Genomic DNA, 14,757 nt, shown 5'->3' with positions numbered 1-14,757 from the left:
GTGGTGATCAGGGATGGGTCAGCCGCGCCAGGGGAGCTCGGCCGTCACCGTCGTCGGGCCGCCGGGCGGCGAGTCCACGGCCAGGATCCCGTCCACGGCGTCGAGCCGCTCGGCCAGACCCGCGAGACCACTGCCCGCCGGGTCCGCGGCGGAACCGCTGACAGGCAGCGCCGCGCCGCCTTGGCCGTCGTCCGTGACCTGCAGCATCAGCCGGTCCTGGGAGCGCCATACGTCCACCGATGCGCGGCCGGCCCGGGCGTGCTTGCTCACGTTCTGCAGCAGCTCGGAGACGGTGAAGTACGCGATGCCCTCGATGGCGGGCGCGGGCCTGGAAGGCAGGTCCACCGCGACCGAAACCGGGACCGCGCAGCGGGACGCGACGGAGGAGAGGGCCGCGTCCAGGCCGCGGTCGGTGAGTACGGCGGGGTGGATGCCGCGGGCCAGATCGCGCAGCTCCTGCAGAGCCACCTTCACCTCGCCGTGCGCCTCGTCCACCATCCGGGCGGCCGCCTCCGGGTCCTCGAGCAACTTCTCCTTGGCGAGACCCAGGTCCATGGCGAGGGCGACCAGGCGTGCCTGCGCTCCGTCGTGCAGATTGCGCTCGATGCGGCGCAGGTCGGCGGCCGCCGTGTCGACGACCACGCCCCGGTCCGACTCCAGCTCGACGACGCGGGTGGCGAGAGTGGAGGGCCCGAGGAGCCCGGTGACCATGAGCCGGTCGACGGAGGCCAGGCCACGGATCAGCCAGGGGGTCGCGAGTACCAGCACCAGGCCGACGGCTGCGGTCGAGCCGATCTCGAAGGGGGTGTCGAGGTAGAACTCGCTCCTGCCGGTGCCGCCGTAGAGCGCGATGCCGGGCTCGCCGAGATAACGGGGGAAGGTCCACCGCCACAGCGGGTAGAGCAGCAGACTCCAGCTGGTGACCCAGAACGTGACCGAGACGGTGAACGCGAAGACCGCCCAGGGGAAATGCAGAATCGCGTAGAGCAGATGCCGCCAGGAGGCGCCGCTCTTGAGGACCGCGCCGACCCAGGGCATCAGCCCGCTTTTCCGGGCGCGTACGGGAGTGGGGTCGCCGACGGACAGCCGCAGCAGCCCCCGGGCGCGTGCCCGCTCCAGCGCGCCGAGGCCACGGCAGCCGGCCAGCCCGGCGGCGAGTACCGGGATGCCGAGGAAGGTGATGAGCAGACCCGAGCCGAGGGAGATGGTCGCGACGGCGAAGGTGAAGAACACGATGCTGATCGGCAGGCTCAGCAGCAGATAACCGAACTCGCGCCAGGTCCGGCCCTCGAGCGGCGCGCGCAGAGCCGGGGGGAGGAGATGGCGCCGGAGGTCCTGCCCCTGCTGGTGCTCCTGGTGCTCCTGGTGTGCTTGGTGCTCCTGCCACTGCGGTCGCGGCGCTCGCTCCGGTCGCTCCGCTCGCTCCGGTCGCTCCGGTCGGTAATCCGTGGCCATCGAAGTAGTCCGTTCTGCGATGCGGGCTGTCATGCCTCAAGACTGCGGCGGGGCGGGGGCCCGCACCATGGGGGCGGTTACCGTCTTGGGCCGGGGGTTTTCCCCACCACGACCGGAGCCGGGGTGGGGTCCGGGGCTTGAGGATGCGGGACAGGTGGGCCCGAGGGAAGGGCGGACCCGGAACGGGACGGCCGTCCCCCGAACGGGAGAGGCGCGCCTTCCCCGAACGGGAGAGGAGCGTCGCCGCAGTGCTCAGTGGTTGGCGCGCTCACGCCAGGGCAGCTCCGCCGTGACCGTCGTCGGCCCGCCCTCCGGCGAGTCCAGGACGAACAGCCCGTCCACCGCGTCCAGCCGCTCCGCGAGGCCGGCCATGCCCGTGCCCCCGTCCAAGCGCGCGCCGCCGCGCCCGTCGTCCCTGACCTGGATCAGCAGCCGTTCATTCGCCCGCCACACATCCACGGTCACGCTCTTCGCCTGTGCGTGTTTGCTGACGTTCTGCAGCAGCTCGGAGACGGTGAAGTAGGCGATGCCCTCGATGGCTTCGGCCGGTCGCTCGGCCAGGTCGACGGTCACCTTCACCGGCGCCGTGCAGCGGGAGGCGACGGAGGAGAGGGCCGCGTCCAGGCCGCGGTCGGTCAGTACGGCGGGGTGGATGCCGCGGGCCAGATCGCGCAGCTCCTGAAGCGCGAGCTTCACCTCGCCGTGCGCCTCGTCGACCATCGCCGCCGCCGTGTCGGGATCTTCGAGCAGCTTCTCTTTGGCGAGACCGAGCCCCATGGCGAGGGCCACGAGCCGGGCCTGCGCTCCGTCGTGCAGATTGCGCTCGATGCGGCGCAGGTCGGCGGCCGCCGTGTCGACGACCACGCCCCGGTCGGACTCCAGCTCTGCGATGCGCCGCTCCAGTTCGTCGGAGGGCGAAAGCAGACCCCGGGCCATCGCCCGGTCGGCATTGGCCAGCCCGCGCGCAATGAAGGGAAGCACGGGCCAGAGCACGAACAGGCTCACCATCATCACGCTGAACGTCAGCACGCCCCACGGCAGTCGGATGAAGGAGTACAGCACCGACCGCCAGGCCACCGGGTCCTTCAGGCTCGTCCACAGCCTGGGGGCAAGCCCCTCGCCGCGGTGCGCCCCGTGCAGTGGGCTCGGCTCGTCGATCCGTGCGCCGAGCAGTGCCCGTGCCCGGGCCCGCTCCGCCCGGCCGAGAAGACGCGCGCCCGCCAGCCCCAAGGCGAGAAGCGGCAGACCGATCACCGTAAAGGACAGCCCCACGCCGGTGAAGATCGCGGACGCCACGTAGACAAAGCCGATGAGGGCGACCGGCAGATTGCCGAGGAGGTACGCGATCTCCTTCCACGTGTGGCGGTCGAAGGCGAAGCGTGGGCGCGGTGGCCGGTCGTCGCGGTCGGCGTCGGGGGCGGTGATGCTCGCGGTCATGGGCACAGCCTGCCGGGCCCGGTCGCCGTACGCCATGGGGTTCATGGGTGGGGCGAAGTAGGGATAACCCCACCTGATCCAACGCGACTGCTTACCGTCCCTTTAGCAGGGCCTAGACTCCGGTGCGTAGAGATAGATCGTCGAACAGGTCGAACACCTCGATCGCTGCGATCGGGCGACCACGGCGATCAAAGCGACGCATCTGGTCGGACCTATCGACAACGAGGTCAGGGAGCGAGGGGCGGACGTGCCGGAACCGACCGTGGCCGTGCTCGCGGCGGACTATTTCGAGAGTTATTCGGTCGTCGGACTGCTTGCGGTGATCGGCGTGCTGTTCGTCGCCGTCGCCTTCGGGGCAGGCCGGCTGCTGCGGCCCGTGGTGCCCACGCCGGAGAAGCTGCTGACGTACGAATGCGGAGTGGACCCCGTCGGCGAGGGCTGGGCGCACACCCAGGTCCGCTATTACGTCTACGCGTTCCTGTACGTGATCTTCGCCGTCGACTCGATCTTCCTCTTCCCATGGGCGACGGTCTTCGCCGCCGCGGGGTACGGCGCGACGACGCTCGTGGAGATGTTCATCTTCCTCGGCTTCCTGGCCGTGGGACTGCTTTACGCATACAAGAAGGGCGTCCTGACATGGACGTGACCCAGCCCGAGGCCCAGTCCGGAGCACAGCTCGGGGCGCAGTCGGGGGCGCAGCCCGGGGCCCAGCCTCAGCTGCTGCCGGAGCCGAAGCGCCTGGGCGTTCTGTCGCGCCTGGCCCCGGAGCCGATGAAGGTGGTCCTCAACTGGGGCCGCCGCTACAGCCTCTGGGTCTTCAATTTCGGGCTCGCCTGCTGCGCGATCGAGTTCATCGCGGCCTCCATGGCACGCCATGACTTCATCCGCCTCGGCGTGATCCCCTTCGCGCCCGGCCCGCGCCAGGCGGACCTGATGGTCGTCTCCGGCACGGTGACGGACAAGATGGCCCCGGCGGTGAAGCGCCTGTACGAGCAGATGCCCGAGCCCAAGTACGTCATCTCCTTCGGCGCCTGCTCCAACTGCGGCGGCCCGTACTGGGACTCGTACTCCGTGACCAAGGGCGTCGACCAGATCATCCCCGTCGATGTGTATGTGCCGGGCTGCCCGCCGCGGCCCGAGGCGCTGCTCCAGGGCATTCTGAAGCTCCAGGAGAAGATCGCGCGGGAGTCGCTCGGCGAGCGATACTCGAACTCGGCACCGCACTCCGCATCGCCCTCCGCAGCCGCACTGCAGAGCGGCCTGGTGCTGCCGCCGACCCAGGGGGAGGGCGGCGTATGAACGCGTACGACCGTCTTCCGGACGCCGCGGCCGAGATCTTCGGCGAGGAGGCCACGGCCGAGCGGACGTACGACCTGCTCACGGTCGACGTCCCCGTCGGCTCCTGGATCGCCGCGCTCGAGACCGCCCGCGACAAGCTGGGCTGCACCTATTTCGACTGGCTGAGCGCGGTCGACGAACCGGGCACAGGCTTCCGGGTCTGCGCGCACGTGGTCGCCCTGGGACAGGGGCGGGTCCGCCGGCTGTTGGTGCGTACGACAGTTCCCCACGAGGCTCCCGTACTTCCCTCCGCCGTCGAGATCTACGCGGGCGCGGGCTGGCACGAGCGCGAGACCTACGAGATGTTCGGCGTCACCTTCACCGATCACCCGCACCTCGTCCCGCTGCTCCTGCCGGACGGCTTCGAAGGCCACCCGCTGCGCAAGGACTTCGTGCTTGCCGCCCGGGTCGTCAAGGCCTGGCCGGGCGCGAAGGAGCCGGGGGAGTCGGAGCACGGCGGCCCGAAGCGCCGCCAGATGCTCCCGCCCGGCGTCCCCGACCCGAACGAATGGGGCCCCCTCAAGGGCCAGCTCCCCCCGGCCCCCGCCCGCCCGGCAAGGGCGGCCCGGGGCGCGGCCGGAGCGACGGGCGACCGCCCGCCGCGCCGTGCTCGGAGTGTGTCGGAAGGCTCGGCGTCGCAGGCCACTGAGGCGACGGAGGCACCGGGTGCGGTGGCGGGGGCGGCGACGCCCGAGACACCGAAGGCTTCCGAGGCACCGAAGGCTTCCGAGGCACCGGAGGTTCGCGAGGCACCGGAGGTTCGCGAGGCCCGGCCGGGGCGGGGGCGTAGCGCGACCGAGGGCTCCGCGACGCAGCGCGAGGAGGCTGCCGCTGCGCCGGAGGCACCGGCGGCCCCGGTGCCGGACGCATCAGCCCCGGCGCAGGACGCATCGGCCCGGGAGGGATCGGCCCTGGAGGGGTCCGGGCCGGCCGGGCCGCGGCGCTCCCGCAGCGCAGGCGCGGGCTCGGCGAGCCAACGACCGGAGGCCCACGCCCCGGCTGAGCCTCCCGCGCAGGAGCCCACGGAGACCGAAGAAGCCCCGGAAGCCCCGGAAACCCCGGCTTCGCCGGCGCGAACCCGTAGCGCCGACGCTCCGTGGCACCACGCGCGCCCGGCGTTCGACGACGCCGACACCGACACGGACACGGACACCGAGAAGAACACTGAGAAGAACACCAAGAAGAACGCCGACGCCGATACACCCGACGGCGCACCCACGGACATACCAACCACCCCTCGGCCGAAGACCGGGCCCGCCGAAGGACCCGACGGCGAGCCGACCGAATCCTCCGGAGGAGACGCGTGAACGATGCTCTCGACGTCGCCTTCCGGCTGGTCGTCGTCTTCGCCGTATTCCTTGTACTCCCTCTCGTCATCGGGCAGACCGAGCACAAGGTGATGGCCCATATGCAGGGCCGCCTCGGCCCGATGTACGCGGGCGGCTTCCACGGCTGGGCCCAGCTCGTCGCGGACGGCGTGAAGTTCGCGCAGAAGGAGGACGTGGTTCCGGCGGGCGCCGACCGCCGTATCTTCCAGCTCGCCCCGGCCGTGGCCCTCCTCCCGTACCTCCTCGTGCTGGTCGCGATCCCGATCGGCCCGAGCGAGAGCGCGGTCGGCCAGGTCGTCGACGCCGGCATCTTCTTCGTACTCGCCGTGATGGCCGTCGGGGTGCTCGGCTCGCTCATGGCGGGCTGGGCTTCGGCCAACAAGTTCTCCCTCCTCGGCGGTCTGCGCACCGCCGCGCAGCTGCTCGCGTACGAGCTGCCGATGCTGCTCGCCGCCGCCTCCGTCGCCATGGCGGCCGGGACGGTCTCGCTGCCCGGCATCCTGAACGCCTTCGAGTGGTGGTGGCTGCCCTGGCAGATCGTCGGCGCCCTGGTCTTCTTCGTGGCGGGCCTCGCCGAACTCCAGCGCCCGCCCTTCGACATGCCGGTCGCCGACTCCGAGATCATCTTCGGCGCGTACACCGAGTACACCGGCCTGCGTTTCGCGCTGTTCCTGCTCGCCGAGTACGCGGGCATCGTCGTCCTGTGCGGTCTGACCACCGTCCTCTTCCTGGGGGGCTGGCACGGCCCGTTCGGGGCCGAGGGTCTCGGCTGGGTCTGGACCCTGCTCAAGACGGCCGTGCTCGCCTTCATCGTCATCTGGCTGCGCGTGACGTATCCGCGGATGCGCGAGGACCAGCTGCAGAAGCTCGCCTGGACGACCCTCGTCCCGCTCGCCCTCGCCCAGATCGCGCTCACCGGCATCGTGAAGGTGGTGATCCAGTAATGCCTCCGATCCCCGGCTCCGGGCTCGCGAAGGGCCTCGCCGTCACCTTGCGGACGATGACGAAGAAGACGGTCACTCAGCAGTACCCGGACGCCCAGCCCGAACTCCCGCCCCGCACTCGCGGCGTGATCGGCCTGTTCGAGGAGAACTGCACGGTCTGCATGCTCTGCGCCCGTGAGTGCCCCGACTGGTGCATCTACATCGACTCCCACAAGGAGACCGTCCCGGCTCCCGCCCCCGGCGGCCGCGAGCGCAGCCGCAACGTTCTCGACCGGTTCGCCATCGACTTCGCGCTCTGCATGTACTGCGGTATCTGCATCGAGGTCTGTCCTTTCGACGCGCTGTTCTGGTCGCCGGAGTTCGAGTACGCGGAGACGGACATCCGCGAGCTCACCCATGAGCGCGACAAGCTCCGCGAATGGATGTGGACGGTGCCCGCGCCGCCCGCGCTCGACCCGGGCGCCGAGGAGCCGAAGGAACTCGCCGCGGCCCGCAAGGCGGCCGAGAAGCTCGCGGCCGCGCAGGCGGACGCCACTACGGAGCCCCCTGCGGGCCAGGCCGGCCCGGGTGACGCCGCCGCGCCGCCCGCGGGTCCGGCAGACGACGCCACGCCCCGCTCCGGCGAGGGAGGACCGGCATGATGCTCGCCGCAGCCGAGGCGCACGGCTTCCTCTCCCCGACCGGTGTCGAGATCGCCTTCCTCCTCGTCGGCATCGCCACTCTCGGCGCGGCCGCCATAACCGTCAGGACCAAGCAACTGGTGCACGCCGCCCTCTGGCTGGTCGTGGCGCTCGGCGGCCTCGCCGTCGAATACCTCCTGCTGACGGCCGAGTTCATCGCCTGGGTGCAGGTCCTGATCTACGTCGGTTCCGTGGTCGTCCTCCTTCTCTTCGGGCTGATGCTCACCAAGGCCCCCATCGGCCGCTCCCCGGACGCCGACTCCGGCAACCGCTGGGTCGCCCTCGCCGTGGCCGTCGCCGCCGCTGGAGCCCTGGTCTGGGTGGTCGTCGACGCGTTCCGTACGACCTGGATCGACCTGGACGGACCTGCCCAGGGCTCCACACAGGTGTCCGGCGAGATCCTCTTCCGGCACTGGGTGCTGCCTTTCGAGGCGCTGTCCGTACTGCTGCTCGCCGCCCTGGTCGGGGCGATCGTCCTGTCCCGCAAGGACGCCGAGGACGCCAAGGACGCCAGGAACGTCAAGGCGACCAACGCTGCCAAGGACGCCAAGGACGCCAACGCTGCCAAGGATCCCGAGGGGAAGAGCTGATGCACCTCGTCTATCCCGCCGTGCTCGCCGTCCTCCTTTTCTGCGTCGGGCTGTACGGAGTGCTCGCACGCCGCAACGCGATCCTGGTCCTGATGTCCGTCGAGCTGATGCTCAACGCGGTCAACCTCAACCTCGTAGCCTTCGACATCTGGCTGCGCGACACCCTGCACGCCGGCCAGGCGCTCACTCTCTTCACCATCGCCATCGCCGCCGCGGAGATCGGCATCGGCCTGGCGATCGTCCTGATGGTCTACCGCAACCGCGGAACCTCGGACGTCGACAGACTCCGTGACACCGCCGAGGGTCCCGACGGCATCCCCGACGCCACTGACGCGACCGCCCCGGCGCAGAAGGCCGAGGCCACCGCGTGACCACCACGACCCTCGCCGTCCTCGTTCCCCTCCTTCCGTTTCTGGGCGCCGCGGCCGGACTGCTGCTCGGCCGCACCGCCCCCGGTTTCGTACGGCCCCTTGCCGTCCTGCCGACTCTCGCCGCGGCCGTCATCGCCGTGCTCGTCGCCGTACGCCAGGGCGGCGGGAAGGCGATCGACTCCTCGACCCAGCTGACCCCCACCGGGTCGGTCCCCATCGAACTCGCCCTGCACCTCGACGGCTTCGCGGTACTCGTCGCCGTCCTGGTCGGCTTCGTCGCGACCTGCGTGCAGACCTACTCGACGGGCTATCTGCGCGACGACCCGCGCTACCCCTCGTACGCGGCTCTCGTCTCCCTCTTCACCTCCGCGATGCTGCTCGTCGTCTACTCCGGCGACCTGATGGTGCTGCTGGTCGGCTGGGAGATCATGGGCATCTGCTCGTACTTCCTCGTCGGCCACTACTGGGAAACGCCCGAGGCGCGCGCCGCCTCCCTCAAGGCCTTCCTGGTCACCAAGCTCGGCGATGTCCCCTTTCTGTTCGGTCTGTTCGCGCTCGCCGCCGACGCCGGCACGTTCCGGATCACCGGGATCCTCGGCTCCGTCGCGGCCGGCGGGATCGAGCACCCCACACTGATCGCACTGCTCCTCCTCGCGGGCGTGGCGGGCAAGTCGGCGCAGTTCCCGCTGCACACCTGGCTGCCCGACGCGATGGCGGGCCCCACCCCCGTCTCCGCGCTGATCCACGCCGCGACGATGGTCGCGGCCGGCATCTACTTCGTGGCCCGGCTCCTCCCCGTCTTCGCCGCCTCCGCCGCAGCGCTCACCGTCCTCGCCGTGATGGCCGCCGTCACCATGGTCGGCTCGGGGCTCGCCGCACTCGCCCAGGACGACATCAAGCGCGTCCTCGCCTACTCGACCATCGGACAGCTCGGCTATATGTCGGGCGCCCTGGCCGTCGGGGACCGGGGCGCGGCCGTCTTCCACCTCCTGTCGCACGGCGCGTTCAAGGCCCTGCTCTTCCTCGCCGCCGGCGTGATCATCCACGCCGCCGGCACCAACTCGCTCGCCGCCATGTCCCGGATGAGCGGCCTCGCGAAGCGCGTGCCCGACGCGTACTGGACGATGACGGTCGCCCTGCTCGCGCTGGCCGCGATTCCTCCCTTCGCCGGCTTCTTCTCCAAGGAAGCCGTCCTCGTGGCCGCCGAGCACACTGCGCTCGGCGAATCCGACTTCGCACCGGCCGCCGCGGGCTGGACGGTGCTGGTCTCCGGTCTGCTCACCGCCCTGCTCACCGCCGCGTACGCGATCCGCCTCTGGCTGCTCGCCTTCCGTGGCCGCGGAGCCGAAGCCCCGCACCACGGCCGCGAGCCGATCGTCATGAACGCCGTGCTCTGGGCGCTCGCCATCCCCTCTCTGGCCTTCGGCCTGACCGTCGGCTACCTCGACGACTGGTTCGACGGCCACAGCCTCACCCCGACCGTCACCACCGGCGTCCTCGGCACGGGGGTCGCGCTCGTCGGCGGACTGATCACCTACGGCACGTGGCGCGCCATCCGGTACCGCACGGACGCCGCCCGCATCCCCATGGGCGCCGTCGCCGCCCATCCGGAAGCGCCGCCGTCGGTCGTCGAGGCCGAGGCCATCGCCGCCCACGTCCCCGCGTACGGGGACATCGCGGCAGCCCCCGACCCTGCGGATCCCGGCCGACTGCTGCTCGGCCCGCTCCACCGCCACGCCGCGGCCGGGTTCCACCTCGACGCTGTCTACTCCGCGCTGTTCGTACGGCCCGTCCGGGCCGCCGCCCAGCTGGTCAGCTTCCTCGACCGGGAGGTCGTGGAAACGTACGTAAGCGGATCGGGCACCGGAGCCCGCTGGCTCGGCGCGGCCGTCCGCCGCGCCCAGACCGGCAATGTGCAGACCTACCTCAGCGCGCTGCTCGCCGGCTCCGTCGTCCTGGCGATCGCCGCCGTCGTCCTATCCAACGTCAACGCCGGATCGTGAGCCGTGATCGATATCAGCGAGTCCGTGATGCAGTTCCTTCTCGCGTTCATCGTCGTCGGCCCGCTCGTCGGGGCCGCCGCGGCGCTGCTGCCCGCCCCGCCCGGGCTGCGCGGAAAGAGCCCGGACCAGGCGGTCCTGCGGCACGGCATGACCGTCACCGGCGCGATCCTCGCCGCGGCGATCGTGCTGGCCCTCGGCTTCGACCACGACCACCCGTCGAAGATGCAGGCCACGACGGACATCAGCTGGATCGCGGCACTCGATGTGCGGATCCACCTCGGCATCGACGGCATTTCCCTCCCCCTCCTGGTCCTTACGGCGCTGCTGACCTTCCTGTGCGCGCTGTACAGCTACTTCAAGATGCCCGCGGGCCCTTCCCCGAAGGCCTTCGTCGCACTGCTGCTCGTCCTCGAATCCGGGACCCTCGCGACCTTCGCCGTCCTCGACCTGCTGCTCTTCTTCCTGGCCTTCGAGATCGTTCTCATCCCGATGTACTTCCTCATCGCCCGCTGGGGCGGTGAGGCGCGGCAGGCCGCCGCCTGGAAGTTCATCCTCTACACGCTGCTCGGCTCGGTCGTCATGCTGCTCGGCCTGCTGCTGATCGGGCTGAAGACCGGCACATTCGACATGGTGGCACTCGCCACTGACAACGGCCGTGGGCTGACCACATCAGTGCAGGTCATCGCCGTTCTGGCGATCGGTCTCGGGCTGGCTGTGAAGACTCCGATGTGGCCGCTGCACAGCTGGCTCCCGGACGCGCACACCGCCGCTCCGACCGTCGGCTCCGTCCTCCTCGCCGGCGTACTGCTGAAGATGGGTACGTACGGGTTTGTCCGCATCGTGCTGCCCATCACGCCGGACGGCATGCAGACCTTCGCGCCGTACCTCGCCGCCTTCGCCGTCGCCGGCATCATCTACGGATCCCTCGCCTGCCTCGCCCTCGCCAAGCAGGGCGCGGGCGGCGACCTCAAGCGCCTGATCGCTTACTCCTCCGTCGGCCACATGGGCTTCGTACTGCTCGGCATCGCGACGATGACACCCACCGGCGTGAACGGCGCGCTCTTCGCCAACATCGCCCACGGCCTCATCACCGGCCTGCTCTTCTTCCTGGTCGGAGCACTCAAGGACCGCTACGGCACCGCCGACCTCGACACCCTCGCCGGCGCCACCGGAGCGGCCCTCTACGGCCGCGCCCCCCGCCTCGGCGGCCTCCTCGCCTTCGCCGCCGTCGCCTCCCTCGGCCTGCCCGGCCTCGCCGGATTCTGGGGCGAGATGCTGGCGCTGTTCGGCGCGTTCGACCCCGCCGAGGGCCTGAGCCGCCCCGCCTTCCTCACCTTCATGGCCATCGCCGGCTTCGGCACCCTGCTCACCGCCGCGTACCTCCTCATCGTCGTGCGCCGCGTCTGCATGGGCGCGCTGCGGCAGGAGGAGCAGCAGGACGCGAAACCGTTCGCCGACGTCCAGACGTACGAATTCGCCGCCTGGACCCCGCTCGTCGCACTCACCGTGCTCGCCGGACTGTGGCCCGCGGTCCTCCTCGGCCTCACTGACCCGGCCGTGCAGAAGCTCCTCGCAGGAGGCAATTCGTGACCGTGGCAGCCGACAGCGTCACCAGCCTCGTCCAGTCCGTCGACTGGCTCACGATCGCGCCGCCCACCATCACCGCGGTGGTCGCCCTGATCGTGCTGGTCGCTGATCTGTTCGTACCTGAGGAGCGCAAGCGGCTGCTGGGCGCCGTGGCGATCGCCGGCCTCGTGGCCGCGCTCATCACCCTGGTGCCGCTGCGCAAGGGCAACCGCGAGACTTTCTGCCTCACGACGGACGTCGGCGCCTGCAGCTACACCGCCGATCACTTCACCCTGGTGATCCAGCTGCTGGTGCTCGGAGGCGCGCTGCTCACTGCTCTGCTCTCGCTCCACGAGACCCGCAAGCAGCTCCCGGCAGGGGAATTCTGGTTCCTGCTGCTCTCCTCCGCGGCCGGCGCGGCCCTGCTGCCGGCCTCGCGCGACCTGGCCACCCTCGTCGTCGCCCTCGAGGTCGCATCGCTGCCCGCGTTCGCGCTCGTCGGCCTCAGGCGTGGCGACCGGCTCTCCAGCGAAGCAGCCCTGAAGTTCTTCCTCTCCTCGGTCGCCGCTACCGCCGTGATGCTGCTCGGCGTCAGCTTCGTGTACGCCACGACGGGCACCCTCCACCTCACCCAGATCGCCGCCGACCTCGACAAGGTCTCCGGCCAGCTCGACACCCTCGCCAAGGTGGGCGTGGCGCTGACTCTCGTGGGCTTCGCGTTCAAGACGGCCGCGGTCCCCTTCCACTTCTGGGTCCCCGACACCTATGTGGGCGCACCGCTGCCCGTCGCCGCGTACCTCTCCGTCGTCGGAAAGGCGGTCGGTTTCTCCGGCCTCATCCTGGTGACCGTCATCGCCTTCCCGGGATACGCGAACGTCTGGGGCCCGGCGATCGCCGTCCTGGCCGGTCTGACCATGACTGCGGGCAATGTCGCGGCGCTGCGCCAGTCGGCCACGCGCGCGTGGAGCGCGGTACGCCTCCTTGCGTGGTCCTCCGTGGCGCAGGCCGGCTACCTCCTGGTGCCGATCGCGGCCGCCGCGTACTCCAGCGACGACCAGATCGGCGCCACCGTCGCGTACGCCCTCATGTACGCGGTCGTGAACCTGGGGGCCTTCGCGGTGGCGGCGCTCGTCGCCCGTACGCACCCGCTCAACCGGATCTCCGACTACCGCGGCCTCTACGCCACCCGCCCGCTCACCGCCCTCGCGATGGGCTTCTTCCTGCTCTGCCTGGCCGGTCTGCCGCCGGGCATCATCGGCCTGTTCGCCAAGGTGACCGTCTTCTCCTCGGCCGTCGACGCGGGCCTGGGCTGGCTGGCGGTCGTCATGGGCATCAATGTCGTGATCGCCCTGTACTACTACCTGCAGTGGACGGCGGTCCTCTTCCGCGCCCCGGCGGGCGCCGAGGAGGGCGCCGATGGAGTCCAGCCGGTCAGAAAGCGCGCCCCCGCTCCGGTCACCCTGGCCATCGTCGTGACCGCCGTCGTCGGCGTCGTACTCTCCGGCTACCCCCAGCTGGTGCTCCGCGTCGCGGCGAGCAGTCTGTTCTGAGCACCACTCCAACGGCCCACTCCGAGGCCGACGGCACAAGGGAACTAGCCACCTTCGCCTGGCGTTGACCAGTACAGAAGGGTCCACTTGAGAGTGGAGACGACCACGCAAAGGGTTCCCCTGCCGCACCACTTGGAGGGCGTACCGTGCACCGCCGGCACAACAGGCTGAAGACCGCCGTGCTCCTCGGGGGACTGTCCGCCCTCATCCTCGTCATCGGCAGCTTCTTCGGTCGCACGGGCCTGCTCATAGCGCTCGTCGTGGCGCTCGGCACCAATGCGTACGCCTACTGGAACAGCGACAAGCTGGCGCTGCGGGCCATGCGCGCCCGCCCGGTCAGCGAATTCGAGGCTCCCGCGCTCTACCGCATCGTCCGTGAGCTCTCCACCGCCGCCCGGCAGCCCATGCCCAGCCTCTACATCTCACCGACCCAGGCCCCCAATGCCTTCGCGACCGGCCGCAACCCGCGCAACGCCGCAGTGTGCTGCACCGAAGGGATCCTGCAGATCCTCGACGAGCGGGAGCTGCGTGGCGTCCTCGGCCACGAGCTCAGCCATGTCTACAACCGCGACATCCTGATTTCCTCGGTCGCGGGCGCCCTCGCCTCCGTGGTGATGTTCCTGGTGAACTTCGCCTGGCTGATCCCCATAGGCCGCTCCGACGACGACGAGGGCCCCGGTCTCCTCGGCATGCTGCTGATCATGATTCTGGGCCCGCTGGCCGCCTCCGTGATCCAGCTGGCCGTCAGCCGTTCGCGTGAGTACGAGGCAGACGCCTCGGGCGCCCAGCTCACCGGCGACCCGCTTGCCCTCGCCAGTGCCCTGCGCAAGCTCGACGCCGGTACGAAACAGCTGCCACTGCCGCCCGAGCCGCGCTTGGAGACCGCGAGCCATATGATGATCGCGAATCCCTTCCGGCCAGGCCCGGGCCTCTCCAAGATGTTCTCGACACACCCGCCCATGGCGGAACGCATCGCCCGACTCGAGCAGATGGCAGGTCGCCGCCCATGAAGACAATCCTGAACGTCATCTGGCTCATCCTGTGCGGGTTCTGGATGTTCCTCGGCTACATGCTCGCGGGCCTGCTGCTCTGTATCACCATCATCGGCATCCCGTTCGGCCTGGCCGCGTTCCGGATCGGCGTCTACGCCCTCTGGCCCTTCGGTTACACCGTGGTCGACCGCCGCGACGCGGGCGCACCGTCCTGCGTCGGCAACGTGCTGTGGCTGGTCCTCGCCGGTTGGTGGCTGGTGCTCGGCCACATCTTCACCGGCATCGCCTTGTGCGTCACGATCATCGGCATCCCACTGGGCATCGCCAACTTCAAGCTGATCCCGGTCTCCCTGCTGCCCTTCGGCAAGGAGATCGTCCCCACGGACCAGCCCTTCGCCGCGCGGTAGGCCGCGTTAGTGCAGCTGCTGCGGTACGCACTGATCGAGTACGACGTAAACGAACCGGAGTACCCGCTCGTGTGGGCTCTGTGCCACGACGCCGAG

General features: G+C 70.4%; 14 protein-coding genes. 12 read left to right on the top strand and 2 right to left on the bottom strand.

Translation table 11 applies throughout. From position 1 onward, the window contains the following. Window positions 1-18 precede the first annotated feature (18 nt). Both ACFYWY_RS07745 and ACFYWY_RS07740 read right to left on the bottom strand, forming a co-directional pair. The gene (locus ACFYWY_RS07745) at window positions 19-1,455 is read right to left on the bottom strand and encodes a sensor histidine kinase (RefSeq protein ID WP_389181255.1); all 1,437 of its coding nucleotides are present in this window, start codon (window positions 1,453-1,455) and stop codon (window positions 19-21) included. A 252-nt stretch (window positions 1,456-1,707) separates the two neighbouring features. Continuing rightward, on the bottom strand, window positions 1,708-2,892 hold the full coding sequence (locus tag ACFYWY_RS07740; protein ID WP_389181252.1) for a sensor histidine kinase: 1,185 nt from the start codon (window positions 2,890-2,892) through the stop codon (window positions 1,708-1,710). Between the two features lie 247 nt (window positions 2,893-3,139). Here ACFYWY_RS07740 and ACFYWY_RS07735 point away from each other — a divergent pair, with 247 nt between their 5' ends. The 12 genes from ACFYWY_RS07735 (at window position 3,140) to ACFYWY_RS07680 (ending at window position 14,661) form a co-directional block, all read left to right on the top strand. Continuing rightward, window positions 3,140-3,538 carry an NADH-quinone oxidoreductase subunit A gene (locus tag ACFYWY_RS07735; RefSeq protein ID WP_389181249.1) on the top strand — a complete coding sequence of 133 codons (399 nt, stop codon included), beginning with the start codon at window positions 3,140-3,142 and terminating at the stop codon, window positions 3,536-3,538. Next, complete coding sequence (locus tag ACFYWY_RS07730; protein ID WP_389181246.1) at window positions 3,529-4,191, top strand: NADH-quinone oxidoreductase subunit B; 663 nt, start codon at window positions 3,529-3,531, stop codon at window positions 4,189-4,191. Before ACFYWY_RS07735 ends, ACFYWY_RS07730 begins: the two co-directional genes overlap by 10 nt. Further along, window positions 4,188-5,537 (top strand): NADH-quinone oxidoreductase subunit C, encoded by a 1,350-nt coding sequence (locus tag ACFYWY_RS07725; RefSeq protein ID WP_389181243.1) that lies wholly within the window; start codon window positions 4,188-4,190, stop codon window positions 5,535-5,537. The genes ACFYWY_RS07730 and ACFYWY_RS07725 overlap by 4 nt, the downstream gene beginning before the upstream one ends. Further along, a complete protein-coding gene (locus tag ACFYWY_RS07720) occupies window positions 5,534-6,502 on the top strand; it encodes an NADH-quinone oxidoreductase subunit H (protein ID WP_389181240.1) in 969 nt (322 codons plus the stop codon). Before ACFYWY_RS07725 ends, ACFYWY_RS07720 begins: the two co-directional genes overlap by 4 nt. Beyond that, on the top strand, window positions 6,502-7,143 hold the full coding sequence (locus ACFYWY_RS07715) for a NuoI/complex I 23 kDa subunit family protein (RefSeq protein ID WP_389181237.1): 642 nt from the start codon (window positions 6,502-6,504) through the stop codon (window positions 7,141-7,143). The genes ACFYWY_RS07720 and ACFYWY_RS07715 overlap by 1 nt, the downstream gene beginning before the upstream one ends. Beyond that, on the top strand, window positions 7,140-7,772 hold the full coding sequence (locus ACFYWY_RS07710) for an NADH-quinone oxidoreductase subunit J (protein ID WP_389181234.1): 633 nt from the start codon (window positions 7,140-7,142) through the stop codon (window positions 7,770-7,772). The genes ACFYWY_RS07715 and ACFYWY_RS07710 overlap by 4 nt, the downstream gene beginning before the upstream one ends. Next, window positions 7,772-8,143, top strand: a complete 372-nt coding sequence (nuoK, locus tag ACFYWY_RS07705) for an NADH-quinone oxidoreductase subunit NuoK (protein WP_389181231.1) — start codon at window positions 7,772-7,774, stop codon at window positions 8,141-8,143. Before ACFYWY_RS07710 ends, nuoK begins: the two co-directional genes overlap by 1 nt. Then, a complete protein-coding gene (locus tag ACFYWY_RS07700; RefSeq protein ID WP_389181229.1) occupies window positions 8,140-10,146 on the top strand; it encodes an NADH-quinone oxidoreductase subunit L in 2,007 nt (668 codons plus the stop codon). The genes nuoK and ACFYWY_RS07700 overlap by 4 nt, the downstream gene beginning before the upstream one ends. Before the next feature lie 27 nt (window positions 10,147-10,173). Further along, window positions 10,174-11,736 carry an NADH-quinone oxidoreductase subunit M gene (locus ACFYWY_RS07695; RefSeq protein WP_389181532.1) on the top strand — a complete coding sequence of 521 codons (1,563 nt, stop codon included), beginning with the start codon at window positions 10,174-10,176 and terminating at the stop codon, window positions 11,734-11,736. Next, window positions 11,733-13,262, top strand: coding sequence for an NADH-quinone oxidoreductase subunit N (locus tag ACFYWY_RS07690; protein WP_389181226.1), 1,530 nt, complete (start codon window positions 11,733-11,735; stop codon window positions 13,260-13,262). The genes ACFYWY_RS07695 and ACFYWY_RS07690 overlap by 4 nt, the downstream gene beginning before the upstream one ends. A gap of 146 nt (window positions 13,263-13,408) precedes the next feature. Continuing rightward, a complete protein-coding gene (gene htpX, locus ACFYWY_RS07685) occupies window positions 13,409-14,272 on the top strand; it encodes a zinc metalloprotease HtpX (protein WP_389181223.1) in 864 nt (287 codons plus the stop codon). Next, window positions 14,269-14,661: a YccF domain-containing protein gene (locus ACFYWY_RS07680; RefSeq protein ID WP_389181220.1), complete on the top strand. Its 393-nt coding sequence runs from the start codon at window positions 14,269-14,271 to the stop codon at window positions 14,659-14,661. The genes htpX and ACFYWY_RS07680 overlap by 4 nt, the downstream gene beginning before the upstream one ends. Window positions 14,662-14,757: the final 96 nt, after the last annotated feature.

Source organism: Streptomyces sp. NPDC002870 (assembly GCF_042888505.1).
Classification (GTDB): Bacteria; Actinomycetota; Actinomycetes; order Streptomycetales; family Streptomycetaceae; genus Streptomyces.
Note: the sequence above shows the minus strand (reverse complement) of the source record. Positions and strands in the feature narration are given on the sequence as shown.

What these genes read in the sequence shown, in the direction of transcription:
- ACFYWY_RS07695 (WP_389181532.1), top strand. Translation starts at nt 10,174, where the DNA reads ATGCAGTTCCTTCTCGCGTTCATCGTCGTCGGCCCGCTCGTCGGGGCC.
- ACFYWY_RS07740 (WP_389181252.1), bottom strand. Translation starts at nt 2,892, where the DNA reads ATGACCGCGAGCATCACCGCCCCCGACGCCGACCGCGACGACCGGCCA.
- ACFYWY_RS07715 (WP_389181237.1), top strand. Translation starts at nt 6,502, where the DNA reads ATGCCTCCGATCCCCGGCTCCGGGCTCGCGAAGGGCCTCGCCGTCACC.
- nuoK (WP_389181231.1), top strand. Translation starts at nt 7,772, where the DNA reads ATGCACCTCGTCTATCCCGCCGTGCTCGCCGTCCTCCTTTTCTGCGTC.
- ACFYWY_RS07710 (WP_389181234.1), top strand. Translation starts at nt 7,140, where the DNA reads ATGATGCTCGCCGCAGCCGAGGCGCACGGCTTCCTCTCCCCGACCGGT.
- ACFYWY_RS07680 (WP_389181220.1), top strand. Translation starts at nt 14,269, where the DNA reads ATGAAGACAATCCTGAACGTCATCTGGCTCATCCTGTGCGGGTTCTGG.
- ACFYWY_RS07745 (WP_389181255.1), bottom strand. Translation starts at nt 1,455, where the DNA reads ATGGCCACGGATTACCGACCGGAGCGACCGGAGCGAGCGGAGCGACCG.
- ACFYWY_RS07725 (WP_389181243.1), top strand. Translation starts at nt 4,188, where the DNA reads ATGAACGCGTACGACCGTCTTCCGGACGCCGCGGCCGAGATCTTCGGC.
- ACFYWY_RS07730 (WP_389181246.1), top strand. Translation starts at nt 3,529, where the DNA reads ATGGACGTGACCCAGCCCGAGGCCCAGTCCGGAGCACAGCTCGGGGCG.